The organism is Streptomyces meridianus, from assembly GCF_023703325.1.
Lineage (GTDB): Bacteria > Actinomycetota > Actinomycetes > Streptomycetales > Streptomycetaceae > Streptomyces > Streptomyces meridianus.
Map to the genome: position 1 here is coordinate 216,578 of NZ_JAMQGM010000001.1, position 25,378 is coordinate 241,955.

Below are 25,378 nucleotides of genomic sequence, written 5' to 3' on the forward strand. Positions count from 1 at the left end.
CCTCTCGGGTCAGCCCCGGCCCACGAACTCGTAGCCCGCTTCGTCGACCGCGGCCTGCACGGTCGCATCGTCCAGGGGCGCGGCGGACGTGACGGTCACCAGACCGGTGGATGCAACGGCGTCGACCGCGCTGACCCCGGCCACCGCGGCCAGTTCCTCCCGTACGGCTCCCTCACAGTGCCCGCAGGTCATGCCGGCCACGCGGTACACGGCCCGGACCTTGCCGGTGCCAACGCTCTCGGGGGACTCGGTCTCCCCCTGGCCGGAGCCGCAGCAGGTTCCGTTCGTCTCGGCCGTCATGGTCGTCCTCCTCGGGATGTTCCGACTGCCACCAGGGTGCCTCCCCGGCGGCCTCCACCCTCTCAACGTTATACCCCTTGGGGGTATTCCCGTGATGCGCGTTGCTGCGGCGTGGCCCCCGTGACAGCCTCGGAATACGGATCGCGGCACCGCCCGGCGCCGCACCGACGAGGGGCGGCCGCCATGCAGACGCTCGGGACGTACCTGGTGCTGGCGGCGACGACGGCCCCGCCGCTGGTGCCCAACGCCGGAATCCTCGTCGCTGCGGGAGTCCTCGCGTCGCACGGACGGCTGAACATCGTCGTCGTCCTGCTGGTCGTCGCCGGCAGCGCGGTCCTCGGCGATCTGGCCATCCACTGGTTCGGCAGCCGCTTCCGGCGCCCGGTCCACGGATGGGCGCGGCGCACTACGCGCCGCCGGACGCTGCTGGCCTGGACCACCGAGCAGATACACCGCTACGGGGTGCCCTTCGTCATCGCCGTGCGGTTCCTCCCCAGCGGGCGGCTCATCGGCGGTCTCGCCGCAGGCGTCACCGGCTACCCGCGGCGGCGCTACCTGGTGGGCGCCGTGATCGCCGAGAGCATCTGGGCGTCGTACTCGGTGTTCCTCGGCTATCTCGGCAGCGCGGTCGCCGAGAACCGGTTCTACGCTGCGTCCATCGGCTTCGCGATTTCGGCGGTGGTCGCCGGGGCCGGCCTCCTGGTGCAGCGCTCCGCTCGTCGCCGGGTGAGCAGCCGGGAGGCCGCCGAAGCCGCCGCGGCCGAGAACGCTGCGCCCGGGCGGGCCGGTACGGGGAGCTCCGGCCCGGGGAACGCAGGCACCGGGGGCGGAGCCGCCGGGAACGCCGGTGACCGGAAGCGCGACGACGGCCCGGGAGCGAGCGGCCCCTCCCGGGGCCCCGGCGGAGCCCGTCCCCTCGGCATCGGCGAGCGCGGCGGGGCGGCGGACGACTGAGACGGGCCGTCGGCCGCCCCGGTGGAAGGCGTCACCGGGGACAGTCGGCGGGACCCGCGACGCTCCCCGCCCGCTGCCGGGCGACGGCAGGCGGCGGGAAAACACCCCCTGCCGACTCGGAGGGTCTCAACTGAGCGGTGGGCGGCCCCGGTTGCCCGGTCTGCGGGTGACCCAGGTGCGGATGGTGTCCGCGAACCAGAACGGCCTGCCGCCCTCGACGAGATCGGGCGCCGGGAGCAGTCCGTGCTTCCGGTAGGAGCGGACGGTTTCCGGCTGGACGCGGATGTGCGCGGCGATCTCCTTGTACGACCACAGACTCCGGTCGGTCATGGGACGAACCTCCTCGCCCGCCGCGGCAGCGGCCCGGTGGAGCCGGCGAGGGAGCCGCGGTGGGGCCACTGATGATCTTTCGGCCTGTGCCCGCTCCAACGACGCCGCCCGGGGCCGGGCAGGGGCTGTCGAGCCTCTGTGACGCGCAACTCGCGCAACCGTGACAACTGTGGCCGGGCCGTGACAGGGGACGGCGGCGGGACGGACCTCTGCCCGTCCTGCCGCCGCAAACCCGCCCCGGCGGCTGCTCAGGCGCCGCAACCGCGCAGCAGCCGCCGGGTGCGCCGCGCGATGGGCAGCGGCCGGTCCGGCGGGCACGGGTACATGTCCTGCTCGACGATCGCGAACAGGTCGACGCCCAGTCCCTGGGCCGCGGTCAGCACCGGCTCCAGCGCGGGCACGCCGTGCGGCGGCTCGCACATCACTCCACGTGCCACCGCCGGGCCGAACGGCACGCCGTCGCGCACGACTTCGGCGAGGATCTGCGGATCGACCTGCTTGAGGTGCAGGTAGCCGATGCGGTCGCCGTAGGTCTCGATCAGCTGCACGCTGTCGCCGCCGCAGTAGGCGTAGTGGCCGGTGTCCAGGCAGAGCGAGACCAGGCCGGAATCGGTGCCGTCGAGGAACCGGGCGACGTTCGCCTCGCCGTCGATGTGGGTGTCCGCGTGCGGGTGCACCACGATGTCCAGCCCGAACTCCTCCCGCACGCGTCTGCCCAACTCCTCCGTACCACCGGTCAGATGGCGCCACTGCTCAGGTGTCAGGTCGGGGCTCTCCAGCACCTTCGCGGTCTTGTCGTCGCGCCAGAAGGAGGGAATCACCACGAGGTGGCGGGCACCCATCGCCCGGGTCAGGGCGGCCACCCGTGAGACGTGCTCCCAGGTGGCGTCCCAGACGTCCGGGCCGCGGTGCAGCGCTGTGAACACCGTGCCGGCCGAGACCTGCAGACCGCGCCGCCCGGTTTCGTCGGCCAGCCGGGCCGGATCGGTGGGCAGGTAGCCGTACGGGCCGAGTTCGATCCAGTCGTAGCCGGCCTCGGAGACCTCGTCGAGAAAGCGCCACCAGGGCAGTTGCAGCGGATCCTCGGGAAACCAGACGCCCCAGGAGTCGGGTGCCGAGCCGACCCGGATGCGGTCGAGAACGGGGGCGGGAGTGCGGCCGTCGGTCATGCGTCGATCTCCTTGTGCCGGGCTGCGCCGCGGCGCGGCACCGGATGCCGTGGGGAGAGGAACCGTCGTCTGCGGCAGCGTGACCACCGTTTCGACCCGCTGTCAAGAACGACATCGGCAGATCGGGACATCGCCTTGACCGGTGGGCGGGGAAGGGGCCCGGCCCTTTTTCCCTCCCCCGGGCGGACGGTTTCCGGGGGAGTGCGGGCCCCGGAGCGGGTACGAGAAGGGTTCCGCCGGGCACGTCCCCATCGGACAGCCCGCCCGTCCGCCGAACGAAAGGGCTCGCATGCGCCGGTCACGGGACCTCATCACCATGGGCCGCATCGGGGTGGATCTCTACCCCCTCCAGGCCGGGGTGCCGCTCGCGCAGGTCGAGACGTTCGGGAAGTTCCTCGGCGGGACGGCCACCAACGTGGCCGTCGCCGCCGCCCGGCTCGGCCTGGACGCCGCCGTCATCAGCCGCACCGGTGCAGACCCCTTCGGCGACTACATCCACCGGGCCCTGCGCGACTTCGGAGTGGACGACCGCTGGGTGACGCCCGTTCCGCAGTACCCCACGCCCGTCACGTTCTGCGAGATCTTCCCGCCCGACGACTTCCCGCTCTGGTTCTACCGGCAGCCCAAGGCGCCCGACCTGGAGATCGCGGCGGACGAACTCGACCTGGACGCCGTCCGCGCCGCCCGCATCTTCTGGATGACGGGAACCGGCCTGTGCGCCGAACCCAGCCGGACCGCCACCCTCACCGCCCTCGAGGCCCGTGCCGAGGCCGGCACCACGGTCTTCGACCTCGACTGGCGGCCCATGTTCTGGAACGGCGGCCCGGACGAGGCCCGCCCGCACTACGCCGCGGCCCTCCCGCACGTCACCGTCGCCGTCGGCAACACCGAGGAATGCGCCGTCGCCACGGGCGAGCACCGTCCCCGTGCCTGCGCCGAGGCACTGCTGGCCGCAGGCGTCGAACTGGCCGTGGTCAAGCAGGGCCCGAAGGGCGTGCTCGCGGTGCACCGGGACGGCACCGTCGCCGAGGTGCCACCGGTACCCGTCGAGGTGGTCAACGGACTCGGCGCGGGCGACGCGTTCGGCGGATCGCTGTGCCTCGGCCTGCGCGAGGGCTGGGGCCTCGAACGGACCATGCGGTACGCCAACGCCGCCGGCGCCATCGTGGCCTCCCGCCTCGCCTGCTCCTCCGCCATGCCCACCCGGGCCGAGGTCGAGGAACTCCTCCGAGAACGGTGACCCGCTGGCCCCCGGGCCGGCCCGCGGCACATCCCGTGGACACCCGCCTTTCCCCGAACGTCCGCACCCTCCAGGAGGCCCGATGACAGCCCCCGACGAACCGTCCGACCACCACCGCCGCAGCCGTCACCACCGGCCCGCGGGCACCACCGCCGGCGGCGCGTACGCCCTGGACATCGACCCGGAAGGAGCCGGATGGGAGTACTGCTCCCTGCGGACCCTCGTCCTTCCGCCCGGCGGGCGGCACGACTTCGGCACCGGCGACAGCGAATGGGCCGTACTCCCGCTGGCCGGGTCCTGCACCGTCACCGCCGACGGCGAGACGTTCGAACTCGCGGGCCGGGAGGGTGTGTTCGCCGGCGTCACCGACTTCGCCTACGTGCCTCGCGACACCCGGGTGTCCGTCAGCTCCGAGGCCGGCGGCCGGTTCGCACTCACCGGCGCCCGCTGCGAGCGCCGGCTCCCCGCCCGTTACGGCCCGGCCGAGGAAGTGCCCGTCGAACTGCGCGGCAGCGGCGCCTGCTCCCGGCAGGTCCACAACTTCCTCGCCGCCGGGGTCTTCGAAGCGGACCGGCTCATCGCGGTCGAGGTGCTCACCCCCGGCGGCAACTGGTCCTCCTACCCGCCGCACAAGCACGACGAGGAACGACCCGGCGAGGAGACCCGGCTGGAGGAGATCTACTACTTCGAGATCGCCGAGGCGCACGGCACACCCGGCACCGGCTACCAGCGCGTCACCCCCTCCGGGCCCGGCAGCACCACCGACGTCCTCGCCGAGGTCCGCAGCGGCGACGCGGTCGTCATCCCCGACGGCTGGCACGGCCCGTCGATCGCCGCACCCGGCCACGACATGTACTACCTCAACGTGATGGCCGGGCCCGGCGCCGAACGCCAGTGGCTGATCCGCGACCACCCCGACCACGCCTGGATCCGCTCCACCTGGCCCGGCCAGGACGTCGACCCCCGGCTGCCGCTGCACTCCCAGAACCCCACGGACCCGCAGGAGAACCGATGAGCGCCCCCACCCGACGCCTCACCGTCGCCCAGGCCCTGACCGAGTTCCTGGCCCGCCAGTACACCGAGCGCGACGGCCGCCGCCACCGGCTGATCGCCGCCTGCTGGGGCATCTTCGGCCACGGCAACGTCGCCGGCATCGGCCAGGCCCTCCTCGAGACCGGCCACGAACGCCTGCCCTACCTCCAGGGCCGCAACGAACAGGCCATGGTCCACGCGGCCGTCGGCTACGCCCGCCAGTCCGGACGGCTCTCCGCGCACGCCGTCACCACCTCCATCGGTCCCGGGGCCACCAACCTCGTCACCGGAGCGGCCCTGGCGACCGTCAACCGGCTGCCCGTCCTGCTGATGCCCGGCGACACCTTCGCCACCCGGCCCGCCGACCCGGTCCTCCAGCAGCTCGAAGTCCCGTACGCGGGCGACCTGTCCGTCAACGACTGCCTGCGGCCGGTCTCCCGGTACTTCGACCGCGTCACCCGACCCGAGGCCCTGATCCCCGCCGCCCTCAGGGCGATGCGCGTGCTCGCCGACCCGGTCGACACCGGCGCCGTCACCCTCGCGCTGCCCCAGGACGTCCAGGCCGAGGCCTACGACTGGCCCGAGGAGTTCTTCACCGACCGGGTGTGGCGCATCGGCCGCCCCGCCCCCGACGGTTCCGCGCTCGCCGCCGCAGTCCGAGCCATCCGCGGGGCCGCTCGCCCCCTGGTCGTCGCCGGCGGCGGCGTCCACCACAGCGGCGCCGAGGCCGCGCTCGCGTCGTTCGCCGAGGCCACCGGCATTCCCGTCGCCTCCACCCAGACCGGCAAGGGCGCGCTGCGCCACGACCATCCGGCCGACCTCGGCGGCATCGGCCACACCGGAACCGCCGTCGCCGACGACGTGGCCCGTACCGCCGACGTCGTCATCGGCGCCGGGACCCGCTGGAGCGACTTCACCACCGCCTCGAACACCCTGTTCGCCGCACCCGGAGTCCGCTTCGTCAACCTCAACGCCGACGCCTCCGACGCCCACAAGATGGGCGCGCTGCCGCTGATCGCCGACGCCCGCGCCGGTCTCGAGGCACTCACCGGAGCGCTCGCCGGCCACCGCGTCGATCCCGCGTACGAAGCGGAGTACCGCGCCGGCAAGGAGGCGTGGGCCGAGGTCGTCGACCGCGCCTTCCACGCCGCGGACGACACCCGGCCCACCCAGCCGCAGGTCCTCGGCGCCCTCGACACGGTCGTCGGTGACGAGGACGTGGTGATCAACGCTGCCGGATCCCTCCCCGGCGACCTGCACAAACTCTGGCGCGCCCGCTCCCCGCGCCAGTACCACGTCGAATACGGCTACTCCTGCATGGGCTACGAGATCCCGGCCGCCATCGGCGTCCGGCTCGCCGCGCCGGACCGGCCGGTGTGGGCGCTCGTCGGCGACGGCACGTACCTGATGCTGCCCACCGAGATCGTCACGGCCGTCCAGGAGGGCATCGGCATCAACGTGGTGCTCGTGCAGAACCACGGGTACGCCTCCATCGGCGGCCTGTCCGAGGCCACCGGCGGCGAGCGGTTCGGCACTGCCTACCGCTTCCGCGCCGCCGACGGCAGCTACACCGGCGACCCGCTCCCCGTCGACCTCGCCGCCAACGCCGCCAGCCTCGGCATGGACGTCCTGCGCGCGGGTACCGTCGGGGAACTGAAGGAGGCACTCGCGGCCGCCCGTGCCTCGGACCGCCCCACATGTGTCTATGTGGAGACGGCAACAACCGACACAGTGTCCGGCGCGCTCGCCGCACAGGCGTGGTGGGATGTCCCGGTGGCCGAGACCGCGACCCGGCCGGCCGCAGCCAAGGCACGTGAGGAGTACGACCGGCACGCCGCCGACCGGCGCCGGCACCTGTAGACCTCCCGACGCGAGAAAGGTCCGTTACCCATGAAGACCATCGACCACTGGATCGACGGCAGGACCGTCCAGGGGGCGTCGGGCAACGACGGCCCGGTGACCGACCCGGCCACGGGCGCCGAGACCACGCGGGTCGCGCTCGCCTCCGCCGGCGAGGTCGATGCCGCTGTCGCCGCCGCGAAGGCCGCCTTCGCGACCTGGGGTACGTCCTCGCTCGCCGCCCGTACGAAGGTGCTCTTCGCCTACCGGGCGCTGCTCGACGGACACCGCGACGAGATCGCGGAGCTGATCACCGCCGAGCACGGCAAGGTCCACTCCGACGCGCTCGGCGAGGTCGCGCGCGGCCTGGAGATCGTCGAACTGGCCTGCGGCATCACCACCCAGCTCAAGGGCGAGCTGTCCACCGAGGTCTCCAGCCGGGTGGATGTGTCCTCGATCCGGCAGCCGCTGGGCGTCGTCGCCGGCATCACGCCGTTCAACTTCCCTGCCATGGTGCCGATGTGGATGTTCCCGCTGGCCATCGCCTGCGGCAACACGTTCGTGCTGAAGCCGAGCGAGAAGGACCCGTCGGCCGCCCTCCGCGTCGCGCAGCTGATGTCCGAGGCCGGGCTGCCGAACGGCGTGCTGAACGTCGTCCACGGTGACAAGGTCGCCGTCGACCGGCTGCTGGAGCACCCCGACGTGGCGGCCGTCAGCTTCGTCGGCTCCACCCCGATCGCCCGCTACATCCACGCGACGGCCTCCGCCAACGGCAAGCGGGTCCAGGCCCTCGGCGGGGCCAAGAACCACATGCTGGTGCTGCCCGACGCGGACCTGGACGCGGCCGCCGACGCCGCCGTATCCGCCGCGTACGGCTCGGCCGGCGAGCGCTGCATGGCGATCTCCGCCGTTGTCGCGGTCGGTGACACCGGCGACGCGCTGGTGCAGAAGATCAGCGACCGCGCCGCCAAGATCAAGATCGGCCCCGGCAACGACCCGTCCTCCGAGATGGGCCCGCTCATCACCAAGGCGCACCGCGACAAGGTCGCCTCCTACGTCGAGGGCGCAGCCGCCCAGGGCGCCGAGGTCGTCCTGGACGGCACCGGTTACACCGTCGAGGGCCACGAGAACGGCCACTGGATCGGCCTGAGCCTGCTCGACAAGGTCTCCACCGACAGCGACGCCTACCGCGACGAGATCTTCGGCCCGGTGCTGTGCGTGCTGCGCGCCGAGACCTACGAGGAGGGCCTGGCGCTGATCAACGCCTCGCCGTTCGGCAACGGTACGGCGATCTACACCCGCGACGGCGGCGCCGCCCGGCGCTTCCAGCTCGAGGTGCAGGCGGGCATGGTCGGCGTCAACGTGCCGATCCCGGTGCCGGTCGGCTACCACTCCTTCGGCGGCTGGAAGGACTCGCTCTTCGGCGACCACCACATCTACGGCAACGACGGCGTGCACTTCTACACCCGTGGCAAGGTCGTCACCACCCGCTGGCCCGACCCCAGCGACGGCGGCGTGGACCTCGGCTTCCCCCGCAACCACTGAGCTGCGGCCCGGTCCCCTGCCCTCCGCCGGGGGGCAGGGGACCGGCGGTTCCCCCGGCACCTCACCGGCCGGCTTCCGCCCCCGCCCGGGATGCCGTAAACCTCCGGTACGGGTGGCCGGGGTCACGCCCGGGCCGAGGAATGCTTCGCGGCCCGCTGCATAGGATCCGGGGCATGGATATCCGTATGCGACGGCGTATGCCCGGCTTCCGATGGCGTCTGGCCGCCGGTGCCGCGGCGCTCGCCGCCCTCGTCGGCACCGCAGCCGTCCCCCCGGCCCAGGCCGCCGACGGCGACCCCGGCGTGAACGTCGAGAGCCGCCGCCTCGCACTCCCGCAGTCGCCCGGCAGCGACGACCGGGTACGGATCGACACCTCCTACTACACGGCGGGCGACACCGGGCGCCGCCCAGCCGTCCTCCTCGGCCACGGCTTCGGGGGCAGCAAGAAGGACCTCGACACCGAGGCCCGCCGGCTCGCCCAGCACGGTTACGCCGTCCTGACCTGGTCCGCCCGCGGCTTCGGCAGATCCACCGGCAAGATCGGCATCAACGATCCGCACAACGAGGGCAACGACGTCCGCCGGCTCATCGACTGGCTCGCCCGGCAGCCCGAGGTGCAGCTCGACCACCGTGGGGACCCGCGCGTCGGCGTCACCGGGGCCAGCTACGGCGGCGCCGCCTCACTGCTCGCCGCCGGATACGACGACCGCGTCGACGCGATCGCTCCGCAGAACACCTACTGGAACCTCGCCGACGCCCTCTTCCCGAACGGCGTCTTCAAGAAGATGTGGGCGGGCTTCTTCTTCACCACCGGCTCCTTCGGGACCGCTCTCGGCGGCAACACCGCGGCCGGCGCACCGGCCCCTTCCAGCCGCACCGACACCGGCTGCGGCCGGTTCGAGAAGCCGCTGTGCGCCATGTACCAGCGCGTCGCCTCCTCCGGGAAGCCCGACGACGAGGCCCGCCGCATGCTCGAGGCGCGCAGCCCGTCGGCGGTCGGCGACCGCATCGACGTGCCCACGCTGATCTTCCAGGGGCAGAGCGACTCGCTGTTCCCGCTCAGCAACGCCGACGCGATGGCCAAGAAGATCAAGTCCAACGGCGCACCCGTGTCCGTCGACTGGCTCGCCGGCGGCCACGACGGCGGCGACCAGGAGACCGACCGGGTACGCGCCCGCGTCACCCACTGGTTCGACCGCTACCTCAAGGGCGACCGGACCGCGGACACCGGCCCGCCCTTCCGCGTCTCCCGCAGCGGCGGCGTGGACACCACCGACGGACGGGCGCGCCTGCGCGGTGCCACCGGCAGCCGCTATCCGGGCCTCGACGGGACCGCGACCCGCACGATCCCGCTCACCGGACGCGAGCAGCACGTCGAGAACCCGGCAGGCGCCACCCCGCCCGCGATCTCCGGCATGCCCGGCGCCGGCGGCTTCGACCGGCTGGCGGCCATCGGCGGCGGCGTGGCCGTCGACTACCCCGGCCAGACCGCCACCTTCCAGTCCCGCCCGCTGAAGCAGGCGGTACGCCTCACCGGTTCGCCCGCGGCTCGCGTCCACGTCAAGGCACCCGACGGCGCCGTGCTGTTCGCCAAGGTCTACGACGTCGGTCCCAACGGACAGCAACTGCTGCCGTCCCACCTGGTCACACCCGTGAGGATCAGCGGTGCCGAACAGGGCCGGACCCTCGAACTGCGGCTGCCCCCGGTCGACCACGAGTTCGCCGCGGGCCACCGCATGCGCCTCGCCCTGGCAGCGACCGACCTCGCCTACAGCTCGCCCGCCGAGCCCGCCACGTACTCCGTGTCGCTCGACCGTCCCGCGCTGACCGTGCCGACCGCCCCCGGCGTCCGCACCGACCCCGCCTCCTCGTCGCTGCCCTGGTGGGTCTGGGGCCTCCCGGCCGGCGGCGCCCTGGTCGCCGCCGGGATCCTCCTCACCGGCCGCCGCCGCATCACAGCGCCGGGCGCCGATCCCGGACTCGCCGACGTGCCGCTCGTCATCGACGGCCTGACCAAGCGCTACGCCCGCTCGGAGGACCGCTACGCCGTGCAGGACCTCTCCTTCCGCGTCGAACGCGGACAGGTCCTCGGTCTCCTCGGCCCGAACGGCGCCGGCAAGACGACCACGCTGCGCATGCTGATGGGCCTGATCCGGCCCGACGGCGGCGACATCCGGGTCTTCGGCCACCCGGTCGTCCCCGGAGCCCCCGTGCTCTCCCGGGTCGGCGCCTTCGTCGAGGGGGCGGGCTCGCTGCCCCATCTGACCGGCCGCGCCAATCTGGACCTCTACTGGAAGGCCACCGGACGCCCGGCGGCCGACGCCCGGGTCGAGGAGGCTCTGGAGATCGCGGGGCTCGGCGACGCGGTCGACCGGCCCGTGCGTACGTACTCGCAGGGCATGCGGCAGCGGCTCGCCATCGCCCAGGCCATGCTGGGCCTGCCCGACCTGCTCATCCTCGACGAGCCGACCAACGGCCTCGACCCGTCGCAGATCCGGGAGATGCGTGAGGTCCTGGTCCGGTACGCGGCGGACGGGCGGACCGTCATCGTCTCCAGCCATCTGCTGGCCGAGGTCGAGCAGTGCTGCACCCATCTCGTCGTCATGGACCGCGGACGGCTGGTCACCGCCGGCCCGGTCACCGACATCACCGGGGACGGCGGCGACACCCTGGCCGTGGGGGTGGCCGGGGGGCCACCCTCGCAGGTCGTCCTGGACAAGGTGGCAGCGCTGCCCGGGGTGGCGTCCGCCGACGTCACCGAGACGGGCATGCTGGTCCGTCTCGACGGCGTCAGCGCGCACGCGTTCCTCGCCGAACTCGTCCGTCTGGAGATCCCGGTCGACCGCCTGGGCACCGAGCACCGCCTCGAGCACGCGTTCCTCACTCTGATCGGAGGATCCGCGTGAGCACGCTCCCACCAGTCGGCTCCGCGCCCGGCTACCGCGCCCGGAACACCCTGCCGCTGCGCGTCGAGGCGGTCCGCCAGCTGAAGCGGCGCCGCACGCTGATCACGGCGGCGGTCCTCGCGGCCCTGCCGTTCGTCCTCATCGCTGCGTTCGCGATCGGCGGCGACCCCGAGCGGGGGCGCGGCCGGATCACGCTGATCGACACGGCGACCGCCTCGGGCCTCAACTTCGCCACGGCCTGCCTGTTCGTCTCGGCCGGTTTCGTCCTGGTCGTTCCGGTGGCGTTGTTCGCCGGCGACACCGTCGCCTCGGAGGCGAACTGGTCGTCCTTGCGGTATCTGCTGGCGGCCCCGGTGCCGCGGGCGCGCCTGCTCCTGAGCAAGCTCGTCGTCGCCCTGGTGTTCAGCGCGGCGGCGATGGTGCTGCTGCCGCTGGTCGCGCTGGTGGCCGGATCGGTCGCCTACGGCTGGGGGGATCTGATCCTGCCCACCGGAGGTTCGCTCCCGGCGGGCACGGCTGCGGCCAGGATCGCCCTCGTCGTCGGCTACCTCTTCGTCGGCCAACTCGTCACCGCGGGACTGGCCTTCTGGCTCTCCACGGTCACGGACGCCCCGCTGGGCGCGGTCGGCGGCGCGGTCGGCCTGACCATCGTCGGCAATGTGCTGGATGCGGTGACGGCGCTCGGCGACTGGCGTGAACTGCTGCCCGCCCATTGGCAGTTCGCCTGGATCAACGCGCTCCAGCCGGAGCTGGAGCGCGGGGCCATGATCAAGGGTGCTGCGGTCTCGGTGGCCTTCGCGCTCGTTCTGTTCGCCCTGGCGTTCCGGCACTTCCGGAACAAGGACGTCGTCTCCTGACGGCTGCCCGGAGACCCATGGACACGCGCCTGCCCCGGTCCGGGCGGGCGCGTCGCCGTTGGTCAGGGGGCGGTCGGATCCGGCGAGGCGGTGCGGCCGTCGGGCTGCCGCAGCAGGCGGGCGAGACCGTGCCGGGTGGCGGCGATGACCACACGGTCCTCGGGCTGGAGCACGTAGCCGGGATGCAGTTCCCATTCCAGTTCCGGCGGGTGCGACCTCAGGCGGTGGACGGGTTCCGGCGCGGCGGCCAGGTCCGGGCGGCGGTCCTCCGGTCCGGCCAGGTCGAGCGCCAGCACCCGCCAGGCGTCCGGCTCGAACGCCTCCTCGACCGTGCGCCCCTCGAGCGCGGGATGCCCCCCGACCTCCACCGCCGCGAACAGCAGCACCCGGCGCTCCACGGGGATGGCCCCCAGGATCTGCCGGCCCATCATGGCTCCGGCGAACGCGGGGGCGGCCAGCGAGGACACGCTCCGGCTCCGGGTCCGGGCCTCCGGGTACGAGTCGCGCATGGCCCGGTAGACGGTCGTCGCGAACTCGTCGTCGAACAGCCGCATCACGACCCGCAGTCGCGGCTCGATCTGGCGGGCGTAGAGCGCCGCTTCGAGGTTGATGCTGTCGTTGCTGGTGAGGGCGAGCAGGGCCCGGCTGCGGGCCACGTTGGCGGACTCCAGCACGCCCTCCTCGGTCACGTCCCCGATGACGACCGGTATCCGGCGCGCCCGGGCCACGGCCACGCCCCGCGCCTCCGGGTCCTGTTCCACGCAGACGACGTCCATCCCCAGCTCGTTGAGCCGCTCCAGAACGCGGGAGCCGACCTTGCCGAGACCGAGCAGCACGAGGTGCCCGGACAGGCGCCGGGGCGGTGAGCGGAGCGACGACGCAGCCCGGAACGCCCCCAGGCTCTCCAGCACCATGGCGAACATCACCGGCAGCAGGGCCATGCCGGCCAGTCCGGAAAGCAACTGGAGGACCTGCCGTCCCCTGCCCTCGCCGATCGCGGGGTCGTTGATGTTCAGCAGATCGAGCATCGCCATGTAGGCGGCCCGCAGCGGAGGTCCGCCGGAGACCCGCCACGTCAGGAGGGCGAACAGGACCTGGAGCGCGATGAGTACGGCCAGGGTGGCGAGCAGTCGGCGGGAGAAGAGTTCCCGCAGGGGCAGCCGGGACGGTGTTCTCCGGGGGGCCGGCTGTCCGGGCCCTCGCGTGATGGCCTCCAGCACGACCCGTCCGCGGATCCCCTCGGCGCGGTCGACGGCCTGTTGATCGGGCAGCAGGTGGGGGCCTTCGCCGGCCGGTTCGGTGTCCTCCCCGCCCGGGTCCGCTGCCGAGTCGGAGAGCAACGCGAGGGTGCACAGGGCGGGTCTGCTGCCGTCGATGCCGAGTGGCCGCTCCTTGGCGCGCAGCAGCAGTCCGCCGGCCTGCACGACCTTGCTGTGACCCACGACGGCGGCGGCGACCAGCGCGGGGGCCGCCGTGTCCGCGTCCGAGAGCACGGTGGTGGAGGAGTCCAGTTCGTAGGACCGCAGATGCGGTGCCCGGATGGCGACCGCCCGCTCCAGCATTTCCTCGAGGTGCCGGCCGAGCTTGCGGTTGAACAGCCGGAGCACCAGCCGTACGTCGGGGTTGATGCGGCGGGCGCGCAGGGCGGCGTGGATGTTGGACCGGTCGTCCTGGAGGAGGAGGGCCAGGGCGACGGCGTCGGCGATCCCGGCCTCGCGCAGTGCGTCGTCGTCCGGCTGCGCGGCCTCGACCACCGTGACCCGGCCGGGGCGTTCCTGCATCAGCCCGGCGATCCGGGGTCCGTGGTCGCGGCGCAGGGAGCGCAGCAGGACGGTGACGGGCATGCCGTAGACGCCGGAGAGCTCCTCGGCCAGCCGGAAGGCCAGGGCGTCGTCGCCGACCACCACCAGGTGGCCGTTGCGGACGGGGCGGGGGAGTTGGCTGGGGAGGGTCGTCACGTCCACCTCGCGGTCCGGTCGTCGTCGCCGGTACGAGCTCGCCTCGCACGGCCGGCTGCCGGGGACGGAGTGCTTCCGCAGCGGATCCCGTCGGTCATCCTGCCCCAAGTCCTCGTCCCCCGACGGCAATTGATCGATCGGCGAAAGCGTATCGGCCACTCGCGAGCAGTCTGTTCGCTGAACCGATCGAAATGCATATGCGCCGGTGCAATTCCGGTGACATGGGGTGCCGTTCGATGACGCGGAGTAGCTTCACACGTGCGTATCGGCCACGTCGCGTACGCAGGGTCCCCGGGTGCCGCCGGCCGTGGCCGGGCTCCCGTGCGAGAGGGGGTGACCGCCGGCGGTCCGGAAACGCCGCGGACGGTCGGAGTCCGGTGGGGCACGTCGTGCTGGAGGTGGTTCTCGATGAACGCGGACGCGGAAGCACCGCCCCACGGGTGTCTGCTCGAGGCGAAGTTCCGACTGGGCGACGTGCCCGGGGTGCGTCGTCGGATCGCCGAGTGCGCCGCGAGGGCGGGGCTGGAGGAGCCGAGGCTCGGCGACTTCGTGCTCGCCGTGCACGAAGTGGCGTGCAACGCGGTCGAGCACGGCGGCGGCATGGGCCGTCTGGTGCTGTACCGGCAGGAGGGCACGCTGCACTGCAGGGTCACGGACAACGGCCCGGGGTTCACCGAGGAGGTCATCCCTCCGGAGCCGCCGGGGCTGCTGGCCGGGGAGGGTGGTCGCGGCCTGTGGCTCACCCGCCGGCTCACCGACCAGCTGGAGATCGCGGTCGGCGCGGTCGGCGCGGTCGTCACCTTGGGCGTGGCCCTTGGCTAGGTGTATTGCCCACGAGCGTCGTCCGCCCCTGGGGCGGGGCTTTCGCAACACGCCCTCGGCCGGGACCGGTGCTCGCGGAAGGGCCGTTCCGGAAGGGTGCGGTCCGCCGCGTGGACGGTGACGCTCGGCACGTTCGTATGTCGCCCGCGCTCCGTGGACGGTGCGACATGTTGGCGTTGGGTCCGCTATGTCTCATCACTTACACAGAACCAACACGTTCCTGGCTCGTGCATCTTGACATGAACAAGCTTTACTATCCGCGCAGCCGAAAAAATGATTACGGGAGAAGTGCACATGGGTAGACATCGGCGTTCCGGTCGTGTGAACAGGGCAGGCTCGGCAGCGGTCAAGGCTGCCGCGGTCATGGGGGTCGCGGGAACGCTTGCCCTGGGCATCAACTCCGCATCCGACGGTCCGGTCCACACGCAGGCCATGTCCGACGAGGCGGTGCCGGGTGAGGCTTCGGCTGCGGCCGAGGACCTGTCGGCGTCGTCCGCACAGCACGACGACCTCATTCCGACCGCGATGTCCACGGAGCACGCCGCGGAGCCGAAGCTGATCGACGACCGCGCCGAGCAGATCCGGTCCAGCCGGAGCGCTGCGGAGAAGCGTGAGGCCGTCCAGCAGCAGGCGGTCAGCACCTCCACGTCCTCGGCGAACTTCGGCCACGAGCAGACCCAGCAGCCGACCGAGGTCGCCCCGCCCAGCGAGAGCAACTCGAGCGAACCCTCGGCGACCACGGCTCCGGAGCCCTCCACGACGCCCTCCGGCGGCGGCGACGGACAGCAGGACGGCGGCGGCCTGGTGGGTGGCGTCGTCGGCGGTGTCGGCGGCGTGCTGGGCGGCCTGCTCGGCTGACGGCCACGACGTCTGCCCACGAACGCCCCGGAGGGGTCACTGCTCCGGGGCGTTCGCACTGCCCGGGAACCCGGGTGGGTGGCCGCCCGGCCCTTCCCCTGGGGCGACCCGCTAATCCCACCCGTGGAGCAGCGCACGCGGACCCTCGCCGTCCAGATAGCGGCGCAGGGCACGGGCGGTGCTGGGAACGAACGCGGACGGGAGGGCGGCGGTGTCGGCCAAGCACACCCGGGAGTGCTTTTCCGGCTCGCAGTTGCGGAGCTCGCCCTCCCAGCTGCGCGCCACGAAGACCACGGTGAGGAAACCGCCGGGCGACTCGACACCCCAGGCACCGTGCACGACCTGCGCGAGCTCCAGCGCCCCCGGCGCGACGATCAGCCCGGTCTCCTCGCGCAGTTCGCGAACGGCCGTGGCGGTGACGGGCTCGCCGGGGTCGCTCTTGCCGGCCGGGAGATCCCACAGCCCCTGCCCGAACTTGGCGTTCTCGCCGCGCTGGAGGAGCACCACGCGGTCGGTGGCGGTGTCGTGGACGATGACCGCGGCCACCAGGAGCGTCATGGAGGCGGTCGCGGGCTCGAGGGCCCCGCTCCGGTCATCGGTGAGCTGCCGGGTCACAGTCGTCCTCTCCGCACCGGGGCGGCCGCCCGGAGCCGGCAGCGGGTCCGCGCGAGGAGCGCGGGCCGCTGCCGGCGGGAGGGGAACGCGCCGGTTCAGCAGTCGTACAGCGAGTTGGGGTGGATCTTCTCGCAGTATCGGACGTGCAGATGGTTGTCGTGGTTCGCGTACTGCTGCGTCAGGCCCTCCGCGATCAGTTGCGGGTCGTTGAAGAAGACGAGCGCGATGTGGCCGGGCGCTGCGGCGCGTACCTCCTGGACGAGCCGGCGGGTGGCCGCCCGGTCGTAGGCCGTGGACTCCCAGGTGATGCGCGGGCCCGTGCACTGGGCCGAGTCGGTGCGGACGGGCCACACGTCGATGTCCAGGCCGACCTCGTGGCTTCCGTGCCCCGGGATGTCGCCGCCGTGCTCGAAACCGGCGTCCCCGACCGCCAGATCACCGTTGCCCGTCGCGGCGAACGCAGCGGCTGCCGCCTCGAGTCCGCCCACGGCTGACGCCGTGGCCCAGTGGGCGCCGGTGTTGCCGTCGGGGCTCTGGGGGCACATCGTCCCGGCGTCGAAGCCGAGGTTCTCGAAGTGCCACAGCAGGTTCCGCCACGTGGTGGGACCGACGATGCCGTCCGCGGTGATCCCGGCGTGGCTCTGGAACGACCGGACCGCGCCGTCGGTTGCGGCGTCGAACGTCCCGCCGGCGGAAAGCCCCGTGCCGCGCTTGGCGTCGAGCAGGCTCTGCACGGCCCGCACCGCGGGCCCGCTGTCGCCCTGCCGGACGGTGACGACCAGCGAACCCCAGGTGGCCGGTCCGACGATCCCGTCCGAGCCCAGCCCCTCGGCGGACTGGTAGCCCCGCACGGCCTGGTCCGTGCCGGAGCCGAAGACGCCGTCGGCGGACACGTTCCAGCCGTGCGCCGTCAACAGGTGCTGCAGCGCCACCACGTCCGTCCCCCGGTCGCCGCTGCTCCGGGTGGGGAAGAAGGCCTGGGAATACGCATGCGCCGGTGTGCCGAGGCCGAGGAGCAGGGCCGCGACGGTGGCGAACAGCGTGACGAGTCTGCGGAGTCGGGTCATGTCGGGCTCACCTTCCGGACTGGAGCGCGGACCAGGTGCCGGCGCCGACGATGCCGTCCACGCCGAGCCCGCGCGTCGACTGGTAGTCCCGCACGGCCTGGTCCGTGCCGGAGCCGAAGATGCCGTCGATCCCGACGGTCCGGCCGAGCGCCGCCGTCAGGGCGCGCTGCAGGCGCCGCACGGCCTCACCCGTGGAGCCGTTCTGCAGTGTCGGGGTGGTGCCGCGGGACAGCAGCGCGGTCCAGGTGCGGGCCCCCGTGATGCCGTCGGCGGTCAGGCCCCGGGAACTCTGGAAGGCCTGGACGGCGTTCACGGTTGCGGCGTCGTAGGTGCCGGTCGGGGTCCCGGAGCCGGGGCTGTACCCGGCACTCTCCAGCAGGCACTGGGCCGCCCGCACCGGGGCACCCGTCGCCCCGGACCGGAGCACCGGGTACGCGGTGAAGTCGAGGTTCGTCGTGGTGCATGTGGCGGGCGGGGGCGTCCCGGAGCCGACGTCGAGGTAGTTGCGGTCGATGTTGATCGGGTAGCCGCCGTAGGACTCGGACACCTCTCCGGCGTACTGGTGAAGCCGCTGGTGGTTCGCCCAGTGGGTGGCGGGCACGTAGCTGCCGCCGTCGGTGTCGGCCCGGCCGTTCCACCAGGCGAACCAGATGTGGTCGACACGCAGGTAAGCCGGGTCGTCGTAGACGCTCACGGCGTCCGCGATGCCGGAGGACGCGCTGGAGTAGAGGCCGGACAGGTAGCCCTGCGCGTGCAGTTGCTCGGTCCAGCCCGAGAGGTACGACATGACCGCCGCCTTGCAGGATGCGGTGGACGCGTAACCCTCGATGTCGCTGTAGAGGGCGCTGCCGGCCGGAACGCCGAGGTTCTGGGCCGCGGTCACCGATGCACTCGCCGCGCCGGCCCCCTGGGAGCGGGCGGTCGCCGGATCGCTCGACATCCTGTTGGAGAAGGCCGAGCACGGGGCCTGCCGGCCGACGTCGATGGGAATCAGGCGCCAGCCCTTGCCGGTCTGGTTGTTCACCCAGGTCGAGGTCAGGTTGGGCTGGGAGCAGGCCCGGGTGGCGCCGCTGATGTAGACGCCCACGGCTCGGTAGGGCGAGTTCGCCAGCCAGGCGTCCATGGCCGCCTGCGAGGGTGCGGCGCAGGCGTCGAAGCCCTTGCCGAGGAAGTCGCCGGGCTGCGGACCTGCCGCGGCGAGCGGGGCGGAATCGCGGTCACCGGCGGCGGGCAGTTCGGTGCGCCGGGCGTCCGCGGTCAGCTCGGCGGAGTCGAGGATGCCGCGTACCTGGCCTCGGGTGCGCGGGGTGTGGGCGGCGGTGACGAGCACGCCCGCGTCCTCGACCGCGATCCGGATCGTGTCGTTCTCCGACGCGGCCGAGGGGGCGGTGGCGCTGCCCCGCCGCGCGACGGCTGTGGTGTCGGTGACCTGCTCGGCGCTCTGCCGGTCGATGGGCTGGACGACCAGGCCCGCCGTCCGGCCGATCAGGCCGGCGGGGCAGTCGTTCCGGTCACCGGGCCGGCCGAGATAGACGGCAGGCCGGTCGAACCGCACACAGGCCCGCGGGTGTTCGTCCAGGTCGACGATCCGCCAGGAGGACGGGACCCGGATCTGATAGCCGCGGTAGACGACCGCCTTGTCATCCGGAACGGGGGCCGGGGCGGCCGTGGCGCTTCCGATGCCCGACACGGCGGTGAGGCCCGCGAGGGCCGCGAGGGCGGCGAGCCGCCCCAGGCGTGCCGCCGGGCCGGGTCTCCTCCGTCGTTCGGTGATGGTTGCTCGCGCTGTCACGCCGACTCCTTCTGCTGGGAGCGCGCCGGACCGGGCCGCCGCCCCCTGGGACGTTGGGGTGTGCCGTGGGACGACGCCGGGCAGCGCGGACGATCCGGGGAGCTTGGGGTGCTGTGCCGCGGCGACCGAGGGGAAGGATGCCACCGAGCACCCCAGCGATGACAGGTCCGCGACAAGGAGTTGGCCGGATCGCGTCCCTGCGCGGTCGACGGACCGCCCGCCCCCGACCGTCCGGCCCGAAGGCATCCCGGTGCGGCCCCGCACCGCCCCCCGGACGGGACGGTTTCCGGCGGGTGTTCACGGACGGTTCGCGCCCGCGCAGATCTCCTCGTTCCCCGGGCCTCCCGGTACTCCGGCCGCTCCCCCGCGCATGACCGAGCTGAGGCGCGTCCGCGAGCGGATGCCGAGCTTGCGGTAGATGCGGGTGAGCGAGGCCTCGATGGTCTTGATGCTGAGGAACATCCGCGCCGCGACCTCCTGGTTGGTCGCCCCCTGGCTCACCAGCAGCGCCACCTGCCGCTCCGCGGCCGTCAGGAGCGGTGCGGGGCCGGCGTGTTCGCTCTCCTCGCCCCCGGCCTCGCGGGCACAGCCAGCGCCGTCGACCAGGGCCAGCGCCCGGTCGGCCTGCGCGACCCAGGGGCGGGCCCCGGCCCGGGTGAAGACCGCAAGTGCCTCGCCGACGGCCGTGCGCGCTGCCGAGTGGCGCCGACGACGGCGTTCGATCCCGCCCCGGACCAGCAGGCAGTGGCCGAGTTCGAGGGGCTGCCCGAGCTCCTCGAAGCGCCCGATCGCTTCGTGCAGCCGGTCGAGAGCGGCACCGGTCTGGCCGCGTGAGGTCAGCACGACGGCCTCCGCGCGGTCGAGTTGTGCGGTGACGGCCGCTCCGCGGGACCGGTCACCGATCGCGAGCCGGGCCTCGCCGATCACCTCCTCCGCGCGGCCGGGTTCTCCCAGGGTGGCCAGCCCGGTGGCGAGATCGGCGTGCCAGCGCAGGACGAGAGGCGTGGAGACACCCTGGGACCGTTCGAGTTCGCGGACGCGGAGCAGGGCCTCCACGCCGCCCCGCACGTCCCCGTCGCGCAGCCGGGCCTGCCCCAGCGTGTGGAGGTGGCGCCCCAGGAAGATGGCGTCGCCCTCCTGTTCCGAGGCGCGGATGCCGCGACGGGCGTACCCGGCCGCCCGGTTGACACTGCCGCCCGCGAGTTCGGCGACCGCCGCGTCGTACCAGGCAGGCCCGGGGCTGATCGCGGAGGCTTGAGAGATGCGGAGCGCCCGGTCGGCGAAGTCGAGCGCGTCCCGGCAGCGGCCCATCCGGGCGGAGACCTCGGAGAGGCTGCGCAGGACCTGGACGATCTCCTCCCCCGAACCGCGTTCGACCAGGGCGAGCATGCGCAGCAGGTCAGTCCGGGCCTCGTGCAGGCGGTCGTCGAAGACGGCGAAGCGTGCGGCGGTGAAGCGGGGAGCCATGTGCAGCCAGCCGTCGACGGCGGGCTGGGGCAGCGCCAGGGCGCGGTCGAGGTGCGTCCGGTGGTCGGTGCGTCCCATGACCCGCGCTGCGGTTGCCTTCACGGTCAGCGCCATCGCCTCCGTGGCCGTGTCGCCCGCGGCACGGGCGAATGCGGCGGCGGCGTCGGCCTCGGTCTCGCTGCGGGCCGGCCGTCCGTCGATGAGCGCCGCCCAGGACAGCCGCAGTCCGAGCGGTGCCAGCAGAGCCGGATCCCCCTCGGTCTCCGCCTCGTTGAGGGCGGCGGCGAAGACCTCGTCCATGTCCTTGAGGCCCTGGCCGGCCAGATCGATCACCGCCATCCGCACCCTGACCCGGTAGTGGGGGCCGGCGTCGACCGAGAGGACCGCGTCGGCCGCTCGGTGGACGATGTCGGGCAGTCCTGCGGTGGCCCCGACCTCGGCGGCGGCGACGAGGCGCTCCAGCCGGTGCCCGTCGAGCTCGGCGGGGGTTCGGTCGGCGGCCAGCAGATGGAGCTCGGCCCCCACCGCACGCGACCCCTGGCGATGGGCGGTCGCTGCCACGTCGGCCAGCGCAACGGCCAGTTCGGCGTCCGGTGCTGCGCTGGTCAGGGCCCGGTGCCGGAGCCGCGCCGCACTGTCGGTGGCGAAGGCGGCGAGCAGCGCGTGCACCTCGGCGCGGCGCGGGGCCGGTGTCGCCTCGGCGACCAGCGCGGCGACGGTCGGCGGCGTGAACCGGATGCGACTGCCGTCCGTGACCAGCAGTCCCGCGTCGGCCGCGGCGCGGATGTCCCGGGCGGCCTCCTCCTGCCCGACGCGCAGCAGCAGTTCGACGGTGGGTGCGCCCGCGAGCGCCGCGATCAGCAGGGTCTCGCGGACCTCTGCCGCCAGTGTCGCCAGGCGCCGGCCGATCAGGGTGCGGGCGGCCTCCGGCAGCGGCGCCGGTCTGCCGTGGCGGGGGAGCCGGGGGCCGACGTCACTGCCCAGGGCGAGGGCGAGCAGCGGGTTGCCGCCGGAGTCGGCGTGCAGTTTGTTCGTCACACGGGCCGGGATGCCGTGCTCGTCGAGCAGTTCGGCCAGGTCATCGGAGCCCAGGGGCGGTACGGCGATCTCGGTGGCGACGGCGGGGACCGGCCGGTGGTGCTGTCCGGTGTCGTCGCCCGCCGTCACGCAGTCCGGCCACCGTCCGGCGGCGGCCATCCGGAAGCCGCTCCCGGTGAAGCGGCGCGCCGCGGCGGAAAGGGTGTCGGCGGAGGGGGCGTCCAGCCACTGCGCGTCGTCGACGAGGAGCAGCACGGGGCGTTCCGCGGCGCAGCGTTCGAGGAGCGCCTGCCAGGCGAGGCGGACGGCCAGGGCCCGGTCGCCGGTGCCGTCCCGGCGCTCGCCCGACAACACGGCCCGGACGGCGGCGCGCAGGGGTCCGGGGAGTGCGGCCACGTGAGCGGCGGGGATCCGGGCGAGCAGATCGGCCAGTGCCGCGTACGGGAGCCACCGGTCGGCCTCGGCGCCCGAGGTCCGCAGGACCAGTTCGCCGCGGGCGGCGGCAGCAGCGCCGAGGGCGTCGACGACGGAGGTCTTCCCGATGCCGCTCGGCCCGGTCAGGACGATGCTGCCGTCGCGTGACAGGTGCGATTCGGCTGCGGCGAGCAGATCCGCCCGGCCCACCAGGCGCGGGGCGGGCGGGGCGGTGACCGGTCCGGTGCTGTCCATGTCGATCAACGCCCTCCCGTGAAGAACGAGGAATCCGGGGGCGACCCTAACGCCCCGGGGCAGGGCCCTCAATGGCGCTTTCCAGCCGGAGGGGACTCGGACGGGCCCGCGGGCTCGGGTTCCGTTTTCTTCCCGAACTGCGGGGGAGATCTGGTTGTTCGACCGGGACGTCTGATTCCGTTTCGTGTTCCCGCGGGTCGCGTGCCGGCGTCCGTCGTCGGGTTGCGGAACGGCGCCGGCGCACACGGGGTGCACCGGCGCCGCGCCGTCGGGGGATCAGCGGGACATCACGTCACGCGGGAGGCGTCAGGCGACGTCCAGGGCCGTGTCGTCGACCACGAAGGACGTGTACAGCGACGAGTCCTCCTGGCCGTAGAACCGGATCTGGATGCTCTGGCCCGCGTACGCGGCGAGGCTCATCGAGTGCTTGGTGTAGCCGCTCGCCGCGTTGAGGTTGGAGTGCGTCTTCAGCGTGCCGAGCACGGAACCGCTCGAGGAGAGGACCTGCACCCGGAGCGTGTCGTAGGCGGTCGACGTGGTGGTCTCGGCGGTGTCCACGTGCAGCCAGTAGCTCAGGGTGTAGGAGGAGCAGCCCGACGGCACCGAAACGGCCTGTGTGGCGTAGTCGGTCGTCGTGGTGCCGTAACCGTTCAGCCAGGCGTTCCAGCTGCCGGAGTGGGTGGGCTGACCCGAGGCGCCGTGCTGCCCGATCACGCCGGACGTGCTGCTCCAGCCCGAAGTGCCGGACTCGAAGCCCGGGTTGGCGAGCTTCTGGCCGGCGGTGCAGGTGCCGCCACCGCCGCCACCGCCGTCGGTGACGCGCAGCAGCTTGTTCGGGGATCCGGTGCCGGGGGAGGAGACGGCGCCGCTGGTGGCGTTGTTGACCAGGGCGTCACGCACCTGCTGCGGGGTCCAGGCCGGGTGGGCCGAGAGGACGAGGGCGGCGGCGCCAGTGACGTGCGGCGTGGCCATCGAGGTGCCACTGATGGTGTTGGTGGCGGTGTCGCCCGTGTTCCACGCGGAGGTGATGGAGCTGCCCGGGGCGAAGACGTCCAGGCAGGTACCCCAGTTGGAGAAGCTGGAGCGGGCGTCGCTGCTCGTCGTCGAGCCGACCGTGATGGCGCTCGGGGTGCGTGCCGGCGAGCTGTTGCAGGCGTCGAGGTTGTCGTTGCCCGCGGCCAGCGCGTAGGTGACGCCGGAGCTGATGGACGAGGCAACGGCGTTGTCGAGGGCAGTGGAGGCGCCGCCGCCGAGGCTCATGTTGGCGACCGCCGGCTTGGAGGCGTTGGCGGTGACCCAGTCGACACCCGCGATGACACCGGACGTGGTGCCGCTGCCCTGGCAGTCGAGGACCTTCACCGCGACCAGCCGGGCCGCCTTGGCGACGCCGTAGGAGTTGCCGCCGACCGTGCCCGCCACGTGGGTGCCGTGGCCGTTGCAGTCGGTGTTGTTGCCGTCCCCGCTGGTGTTGGTTCCCCAGGTCGCCCGGCCGCCGAAGTCGCTGTGCGTGGTGCGGATGCCGGTGTCGACGATGTACGCCGTCACGTTGGACGCGGTGTTCGGGTACGTGTAGCTGGAGTTCAGCGGCAGTGCGGCCTGGTCGATACGGTCCAGGCCCCAGGAGGGCGGGCTGGGCTGGGTGCCGGTGGCCCGGACCCGCTGGTCGGCCTCGACGTACGCCACAGCGGGGTCGGTGGCCAGCTTGCGGGCCGTCTTCTCGTCGGCCTTGACGGAGAAGCCCCGCACGCTCGCGCCGTAGGTGCGCTTCACCGAGCCGCCGTGACGCTCGGTCAGCTTCTTCGCGCGGTCCTTCGCGTCCGGCGTCCCCTTGAGGACGACGATGTAGCTGCCGGCGATCCGTGCGTCACTGTTCGCCGAGAGGATGCGGCCCTCGGCGGGTCGTGGGGTGACGGCAGTGGCGGCGGTGGCTGTGGCGGTGCCTGCGAGCGCCGTGAAGGCCGCGGTGGCCACGGCTATGCACATGCCGGCAAGACGTCTGCCGGACGACGTTGATCGGTCGGTCATGGGGCTCCTCGACTTCGGTCCGGGGGATGGAGGAAACGCCGTGGGGGGTGGTGGCCGGGGCCGTGACCGACGGAGGGGAACGCCGTACGGTGCACGGCTGTTGAGCCGCCGTTGAGCCTAAGGACCGCGCGTTGCTCCGGGAACTGGGGAAAACCCTTGCTGTCGGGGGCGGGGGCGCCGGGGGAGGCCGGTCGTCGGCCCGGTGGCATGCCCTCATGGCAGGTCAGTCGTCCGCGCGCCGGGGTTTTTGCGTATCCGTACATATAACGGGTTCGCGAGGGCCGCCATGGCCTGCGCGGCGAGGGCGGGACGTGCGGCCAGTTCCCCCGCAGCCTGCCGCAACTGCACCCGCCCCTCGTGGAACCGGCGCTGCCGGTTGTGCAGCAGCAGGCCGAGCTCGAGCCGGACCTCTCCCCGGACACCGACCGGGAGCGCGGGGTCGTCGACGAGTCTGCGCAGGACACCGGCCGTCCCCTCCGGGCGCGGCCCGAGCATGGCACCGCGGGCCAGCACCAGGGCCAGCCGCCCGCGCGTCTGCGGGGAAAGGCCGCCGAAGCCGAGGGCCTGCTCCAGGAGCGTCAAGGACGTCTCGTCCGCGGCCGACCCGGTGTCGTCCGCGAGGTGCTCGGCGGCGCGCAGCCAGTTCTCCGTACGCCCTTTCCACGGCACGGCCCAACGGGGGTCCCCGGCGCGGCAGTTCGTCGGGCCGGTAGGTGAGCGCCGCCGCAAACCGCTCCGGCGGCTCGCGGAGAAGTGCGCGCAGCAGTCCGAGGCAGTGGTCGTCGGCGTGCTGGACGTCCTCGACGACGAGGAGGGCGGGAGGGGCTGCGAGCAGGGAGTCCATGGCTGCGCAGGCCTGCGGGGGCGGCGCACCCCCGGCCGGACGCGGTCCCGC

The 25,378-nt window shown here is 73.2% G+C and carries 19 protein-coding genes; 9 read left to right on the forward strand and 10 right to left on the reverse strand.

From position 1 onward, the window contains the following. Positions 1–9: 9 nt before the first annotated feature. Positions 10–300, reverse strand: a complete 291-nt coding sequence (locus tag M1E25_RS00945) for a heavy-metal-associated domain-containing protein (RefSeq protein WP_251407831.1) — start codon at positions 298–300, stop codon at positions 10–12. A 183-nt stretch (positions 301–483) separates the two neighbouring features. Here M1E25_RS00945 and M1E25_RS00950 point away from each other — a divergent pair, with 183 nt between their 5' ends. Further along, on the forward strand, positions 484–1,254 hold the full coding sequence (locus M1E25_RS00950) for a DedA family protein (RefSeq protein ID WP_251407834.1): 771 nt from the start codon (positions 484–486) through the stop codon (positions 1,252–1,254). Between the two features lie 126 nt (positions 1,255–1,380). On the opposite strand, the gene M1E25_RS00955 is transcribed toward M1E25_RS00950, so the two are convergent. Continuing rightward, positions 1,381–1,584: a helix-turn-helix transcriptional regulator gene (locus M1E25_RS00955; RefSeq protein ID WP_251407838.1), complete on the reverse strand. Its 204-nt coding sequence runs from the start codon at positions 1,582–1,584 to the stop codon at positions 1,381–1,383. Between the two features lie 248 nt (positions 1,585–1,832). After that, positions 1,833–2,753 carry a sugar phosphate isomerase/epimerase family protein gene (locus tag M1E25_RS00960; protein WP_251407841.1) on the reverse strand — a complete coding sequence of 307 codons (921 nt, stop codon included), beginning with the start codon at positions 2,751–2,753 and terminating at the stop codon, positions 1,833–1,835. Positions 2,754–3,042: 289 nt separating this feature from the next. Between M1E25_RS00960 and iolC the strand changes: the two genes are divergently transcribed. The 6 genes from iolC to M1E25_RS00990 all read left to right on the forward strand — a co-directional run bounded on the left by iolC (position 3,043) and on the right by M1E25_RS00990 (position 12,172). Next, on the forward strand, positions 3,043–3,993 hold the full coding sequence (iolC, locus tag M1E25_RS00965) for a 5-dehydro-2-deoxygluconokinase (RefSeq protein ID WP_251407844.1): 951 nt from the start codon (positions 3,043–3,045) through the stop codon (positions 3,991–3,993). A gap of 82 nt (positions 3,994–4,075) precedes the next feature. Continuing rightward, positions 4,076–5,008, forward strand: a complete 933-nt coding sequence (iolB, locus tag M1E25_RS00970) for a 5-deoxy-glucuronate isomerase (protein WP_251407847.1) — start codon at positions 4,076–4,078, stop codon at positions 5,006–5,008. Further along, positions 5,005–6,885 (forward strand): 3D-(3,5/4)-trihydroxycyclohexane-1,2-dione acylhydrolase (decyclizing), encoded by a 1,881-nt coding sequence (iolD, locus tag M1E25_RS00975; RefSeq protein ID WP_251407850.1) that lies wholly within the window; start codon positions 5,005–5,007, stop codon positions 6,883–6,885. Before iolB ends, iolD begins: the two co-directional genes overlap by 4 nt. 30 nt (positions 6,886–6,915) lie before the next feature. Then, the gene (locus tag M1E25_RS00980) at positions 6,916–8,409 is read left to right on the forward strand and encodes a CoA-acylating methylmalonate-semialdehyde dehydrogenase (RefSeq protein WP_251407853.1); all 1,494 of its coding nucleotides are present in this window, start codon (positions 6,916–6,918) and stop codon (positions 8,407–8,409) included. Between the two features lie 173 nt (positions 8,410–8,582). Further along, entirely contained in the window at positions 8,583–11,315 is a 2,733-nt protein-coding gene (locus M1E25_RS00985; protein ID WP_251407856.1) for an alpha/beta fold hydrolase, read from the forward strand. After that, positions 11,312–12,172 (forward strand): ABC transporter permease, encoded by an 861-nt coding sequence (locus M1E25_RS00990; RefSeq protein WP_372500489.1) that lies wholly within the window; start codon positions 11,312–11,314, stop codon positions 12,170–12,172. Before M1E25_RS00985 ends, M1E25_RS00990 begins: the two co-directional genes overlap by 4 nt. Positions 12,173–12,234: 62 nt before the next feature. On the opposite strand, the gene M1E25_RS00995 is transcribed toward M1E25_RS00990, so the two are convergent. After that, a complete protein-coding gene (locus M1E25_RS00995) occupies positions 12,235–14,130 on the reverse strand; it encodes an NAD-binding protein (protein ID WP_251407859.1) in 1,896 nt (631 codons plus the stop codon). 408 nt (positions 14,131–14,538) lie between these two features. Here M1E25_RS00995 and M1E25_RS01000 point away from each other — a divergent pair, with 408 nt between their 5' ends. Further along, entirely contained in the window at positions 14,539–14,952 is a 414-nt protein-coding gene (locus M1E25_RS01000; protein WP_251407862.1) for an ATP-binding protein, read from the forward strand. 363 nt (positions 14,953–15,315) lie between these two features. Continuing rightward, complete coding sequence (locus M1E25_RS01005) at positions 15,316–15,810, forward strand: hypothetical protein (RefSeq protein ID WP_251407865.1); 495 nt, start codon at positions 15,316–15,318, stop codon at positions 15,808–15,810. A 111-nt stretch (positions 15,811–15,921) separates the two neighbouring features. On the opposite strand, the gene M1E25_RS01010 is transcribed toward M1E25_RS01005, so the two are convergent. From M1E25_RS01010 to M1E25_RS01035, 6 genes are all read right to left on the reverse strand, one after another. Further along, positions 15,922–16,425 (reverse strand): NUDIX domain-containing protein, encoded by a 504-nt coding sequence (locus M1E25_RS01010; RefSeq protein ID WP_251407868.1) that lies wholly within the window; start codon positions 16,423–16,425, stop codon positions 15,922–15,924. 95 nt (positions 16,426–16,520) lie between these two features. Next, positions 16,521–17,492 (reverse strand): penicillin-insensitive murein endopeptidase, encoded by a 972-nt coding sequence (locus tag M1E25_RS01015; protein ID WP_251407872.1) that lies wholly within the window; start codon positions 17,490–17,492, stop codon positions 16,521–16,523. Between the two features lie 7 nt (positions 17,493–17,499). Further along, the gene (locus M1E25_RS01020) at positions 17,500–19,284 is read right to left on the reverse strand and encodes a glycoside hydrolase domain-containing protein (RefSeq protein WP_372500490.1); all 1,785 of its coding nucleotides are present in this window, start codon (positions 19,282–19,284) and stop codon (positions 17,500–17,502) included. Positions 19,285–19,581: 297 nt separating this feature from the next. After that, entirely contained in the window at positions 19,582–22,458 is a 2,877-nt protein-coding gene (locus tag M1E25_RS01025) for a helix-turn-helix transcriptional regulator (protein ID WP_251407875.1), read from the reverse strand. Between the two features lie 306 nt (positions 22,459–22,764). Beyond that, entirely contained in the window at positions 22,765–24,483 is a 1,719-nt protein-coding gene (locus tag M1E25_RS01030) for a S8 family peptidase (protein WP_251407878.1), read from the reverse strand. 213 nt (positions 24,484–24,696) lie between these two features. Beyond that, positions 24,697–25,152 (reverse strand): hypothetical protein, encoded by a 456-nt coding sequence (locus M1E25_RS01035; RefSeq protein WP_251407880.1) that lies wholly within the window; start codon positions 25,150–25,152, stop codon positions 24,697–24,699. Positions 25,153–25,378: the final 226 nt, after the last annotated feature.

What these genes read in the sequence shown, in the direction of transcription:
- M1E25_RS00945 (WP_251407831.1), bottom strand. Translation starts at nt 300, where the DNA reads ATGACGGCCGAGACGAACGGAACCTGCTGCGGCTCCGGCCAGGGGGAG.
- M1E25_RS00950 (WP_251407834.1), top strand. Translation starts at nt 484, where the DNA reads ATGCAGACGCTCGGGACGTACCTGGTGCTGGCGGCGACGACGGCCCCG.
- M1E25_RS00955 (WP_251407838.1), bottom strand. Translation starts at nt 1,584, where the DNA reads ATGACCGACCGGAGTCTGTGGTCGTACAAGGAGATCGCCGCGCACATC.
- M1E25_RS00960 (WP_251407841.1), bottom strand. Translation starts at nt 2,753, where the DNA reads ATGACCGACGGCCGCACTCCCGCCCCCGTTCTCGACCGCATCCGGGTC.
- iolC (WP_251407844.1), top strand. Translation starts at nt 3,043, where the DNA reads ATGCGCCGGTCACGGGACCTCATCACCATGGGCCGCATCGGGGTGGAT.
- iolB (WP_251407847.1), top strand. Translation starts at nt 4,076, where the DNA reads ATGACAGCCCCCGACGAACCGTCCGACCACCACCGCCGCAGCCGTCAC.
- iolD (WP_251407850.1), top strand. Translation starts at nt 5,005, where the DNA reads ATGAGCGCCCCCACCCGACGCCTCACCGTCGCCCAGGCCCTGACCGAG.
- M1E25_RS00980 (WP_251407853.1), top strand. Translation starts at nt 6,916, where the DNA reads ATGAAGACCATCGACCACTGGATCGACGGCAGGACCGTCCAGGGGGCG.
- M1E25_RS00985 (WP_251407856.1), top strand. Translation starts at nt 8,583, where the DNA reads ATGGATATCCGTATGCGACGGCGTATGCCCGGCTTCCGATGGCGTCTG.
- M1E25_RS01000 (WP_251407862.1), top strand. Translation starts at nt 14,539, where the DNA reads ATGAACGCGGACGCGGAAGCACCGCCCCACGGGTGTCTGCTCGAGGCG.
- M1E25_RS01005 (WP_251407865.1), top strand. Translation starts at nt 15,316, where the DNA reads ATGGGGGTCGCGGGAACGCTTGCCCTGGGCATCAACTCCGCATCCGAC.
- M1E25_RS01015 (WP_251407872.1), bottom strand. Translation starts at nt 17,492, where the DNA reads ATGACCCGACTCCGCAGACTCGTCACGCTGTTCGCCACCGTCGCGGCC.
- M1E25_RS01025 (WP_251407875.1), bottom strand. Translation starts at nt 22,458, where the DNA reads ATGGACAGCACCGGACCGGTCACCGCCCCGCCCGCCCCGCGCCTGGTG.
- M1E25_RS01030 (WP_251407878.1), bottom strand. Translation starts at nt 24,483, where the DNA reads ATGACCGACCGATCAACGTCGTCCGGCAGACGTCTTGCCGGCATGTGC.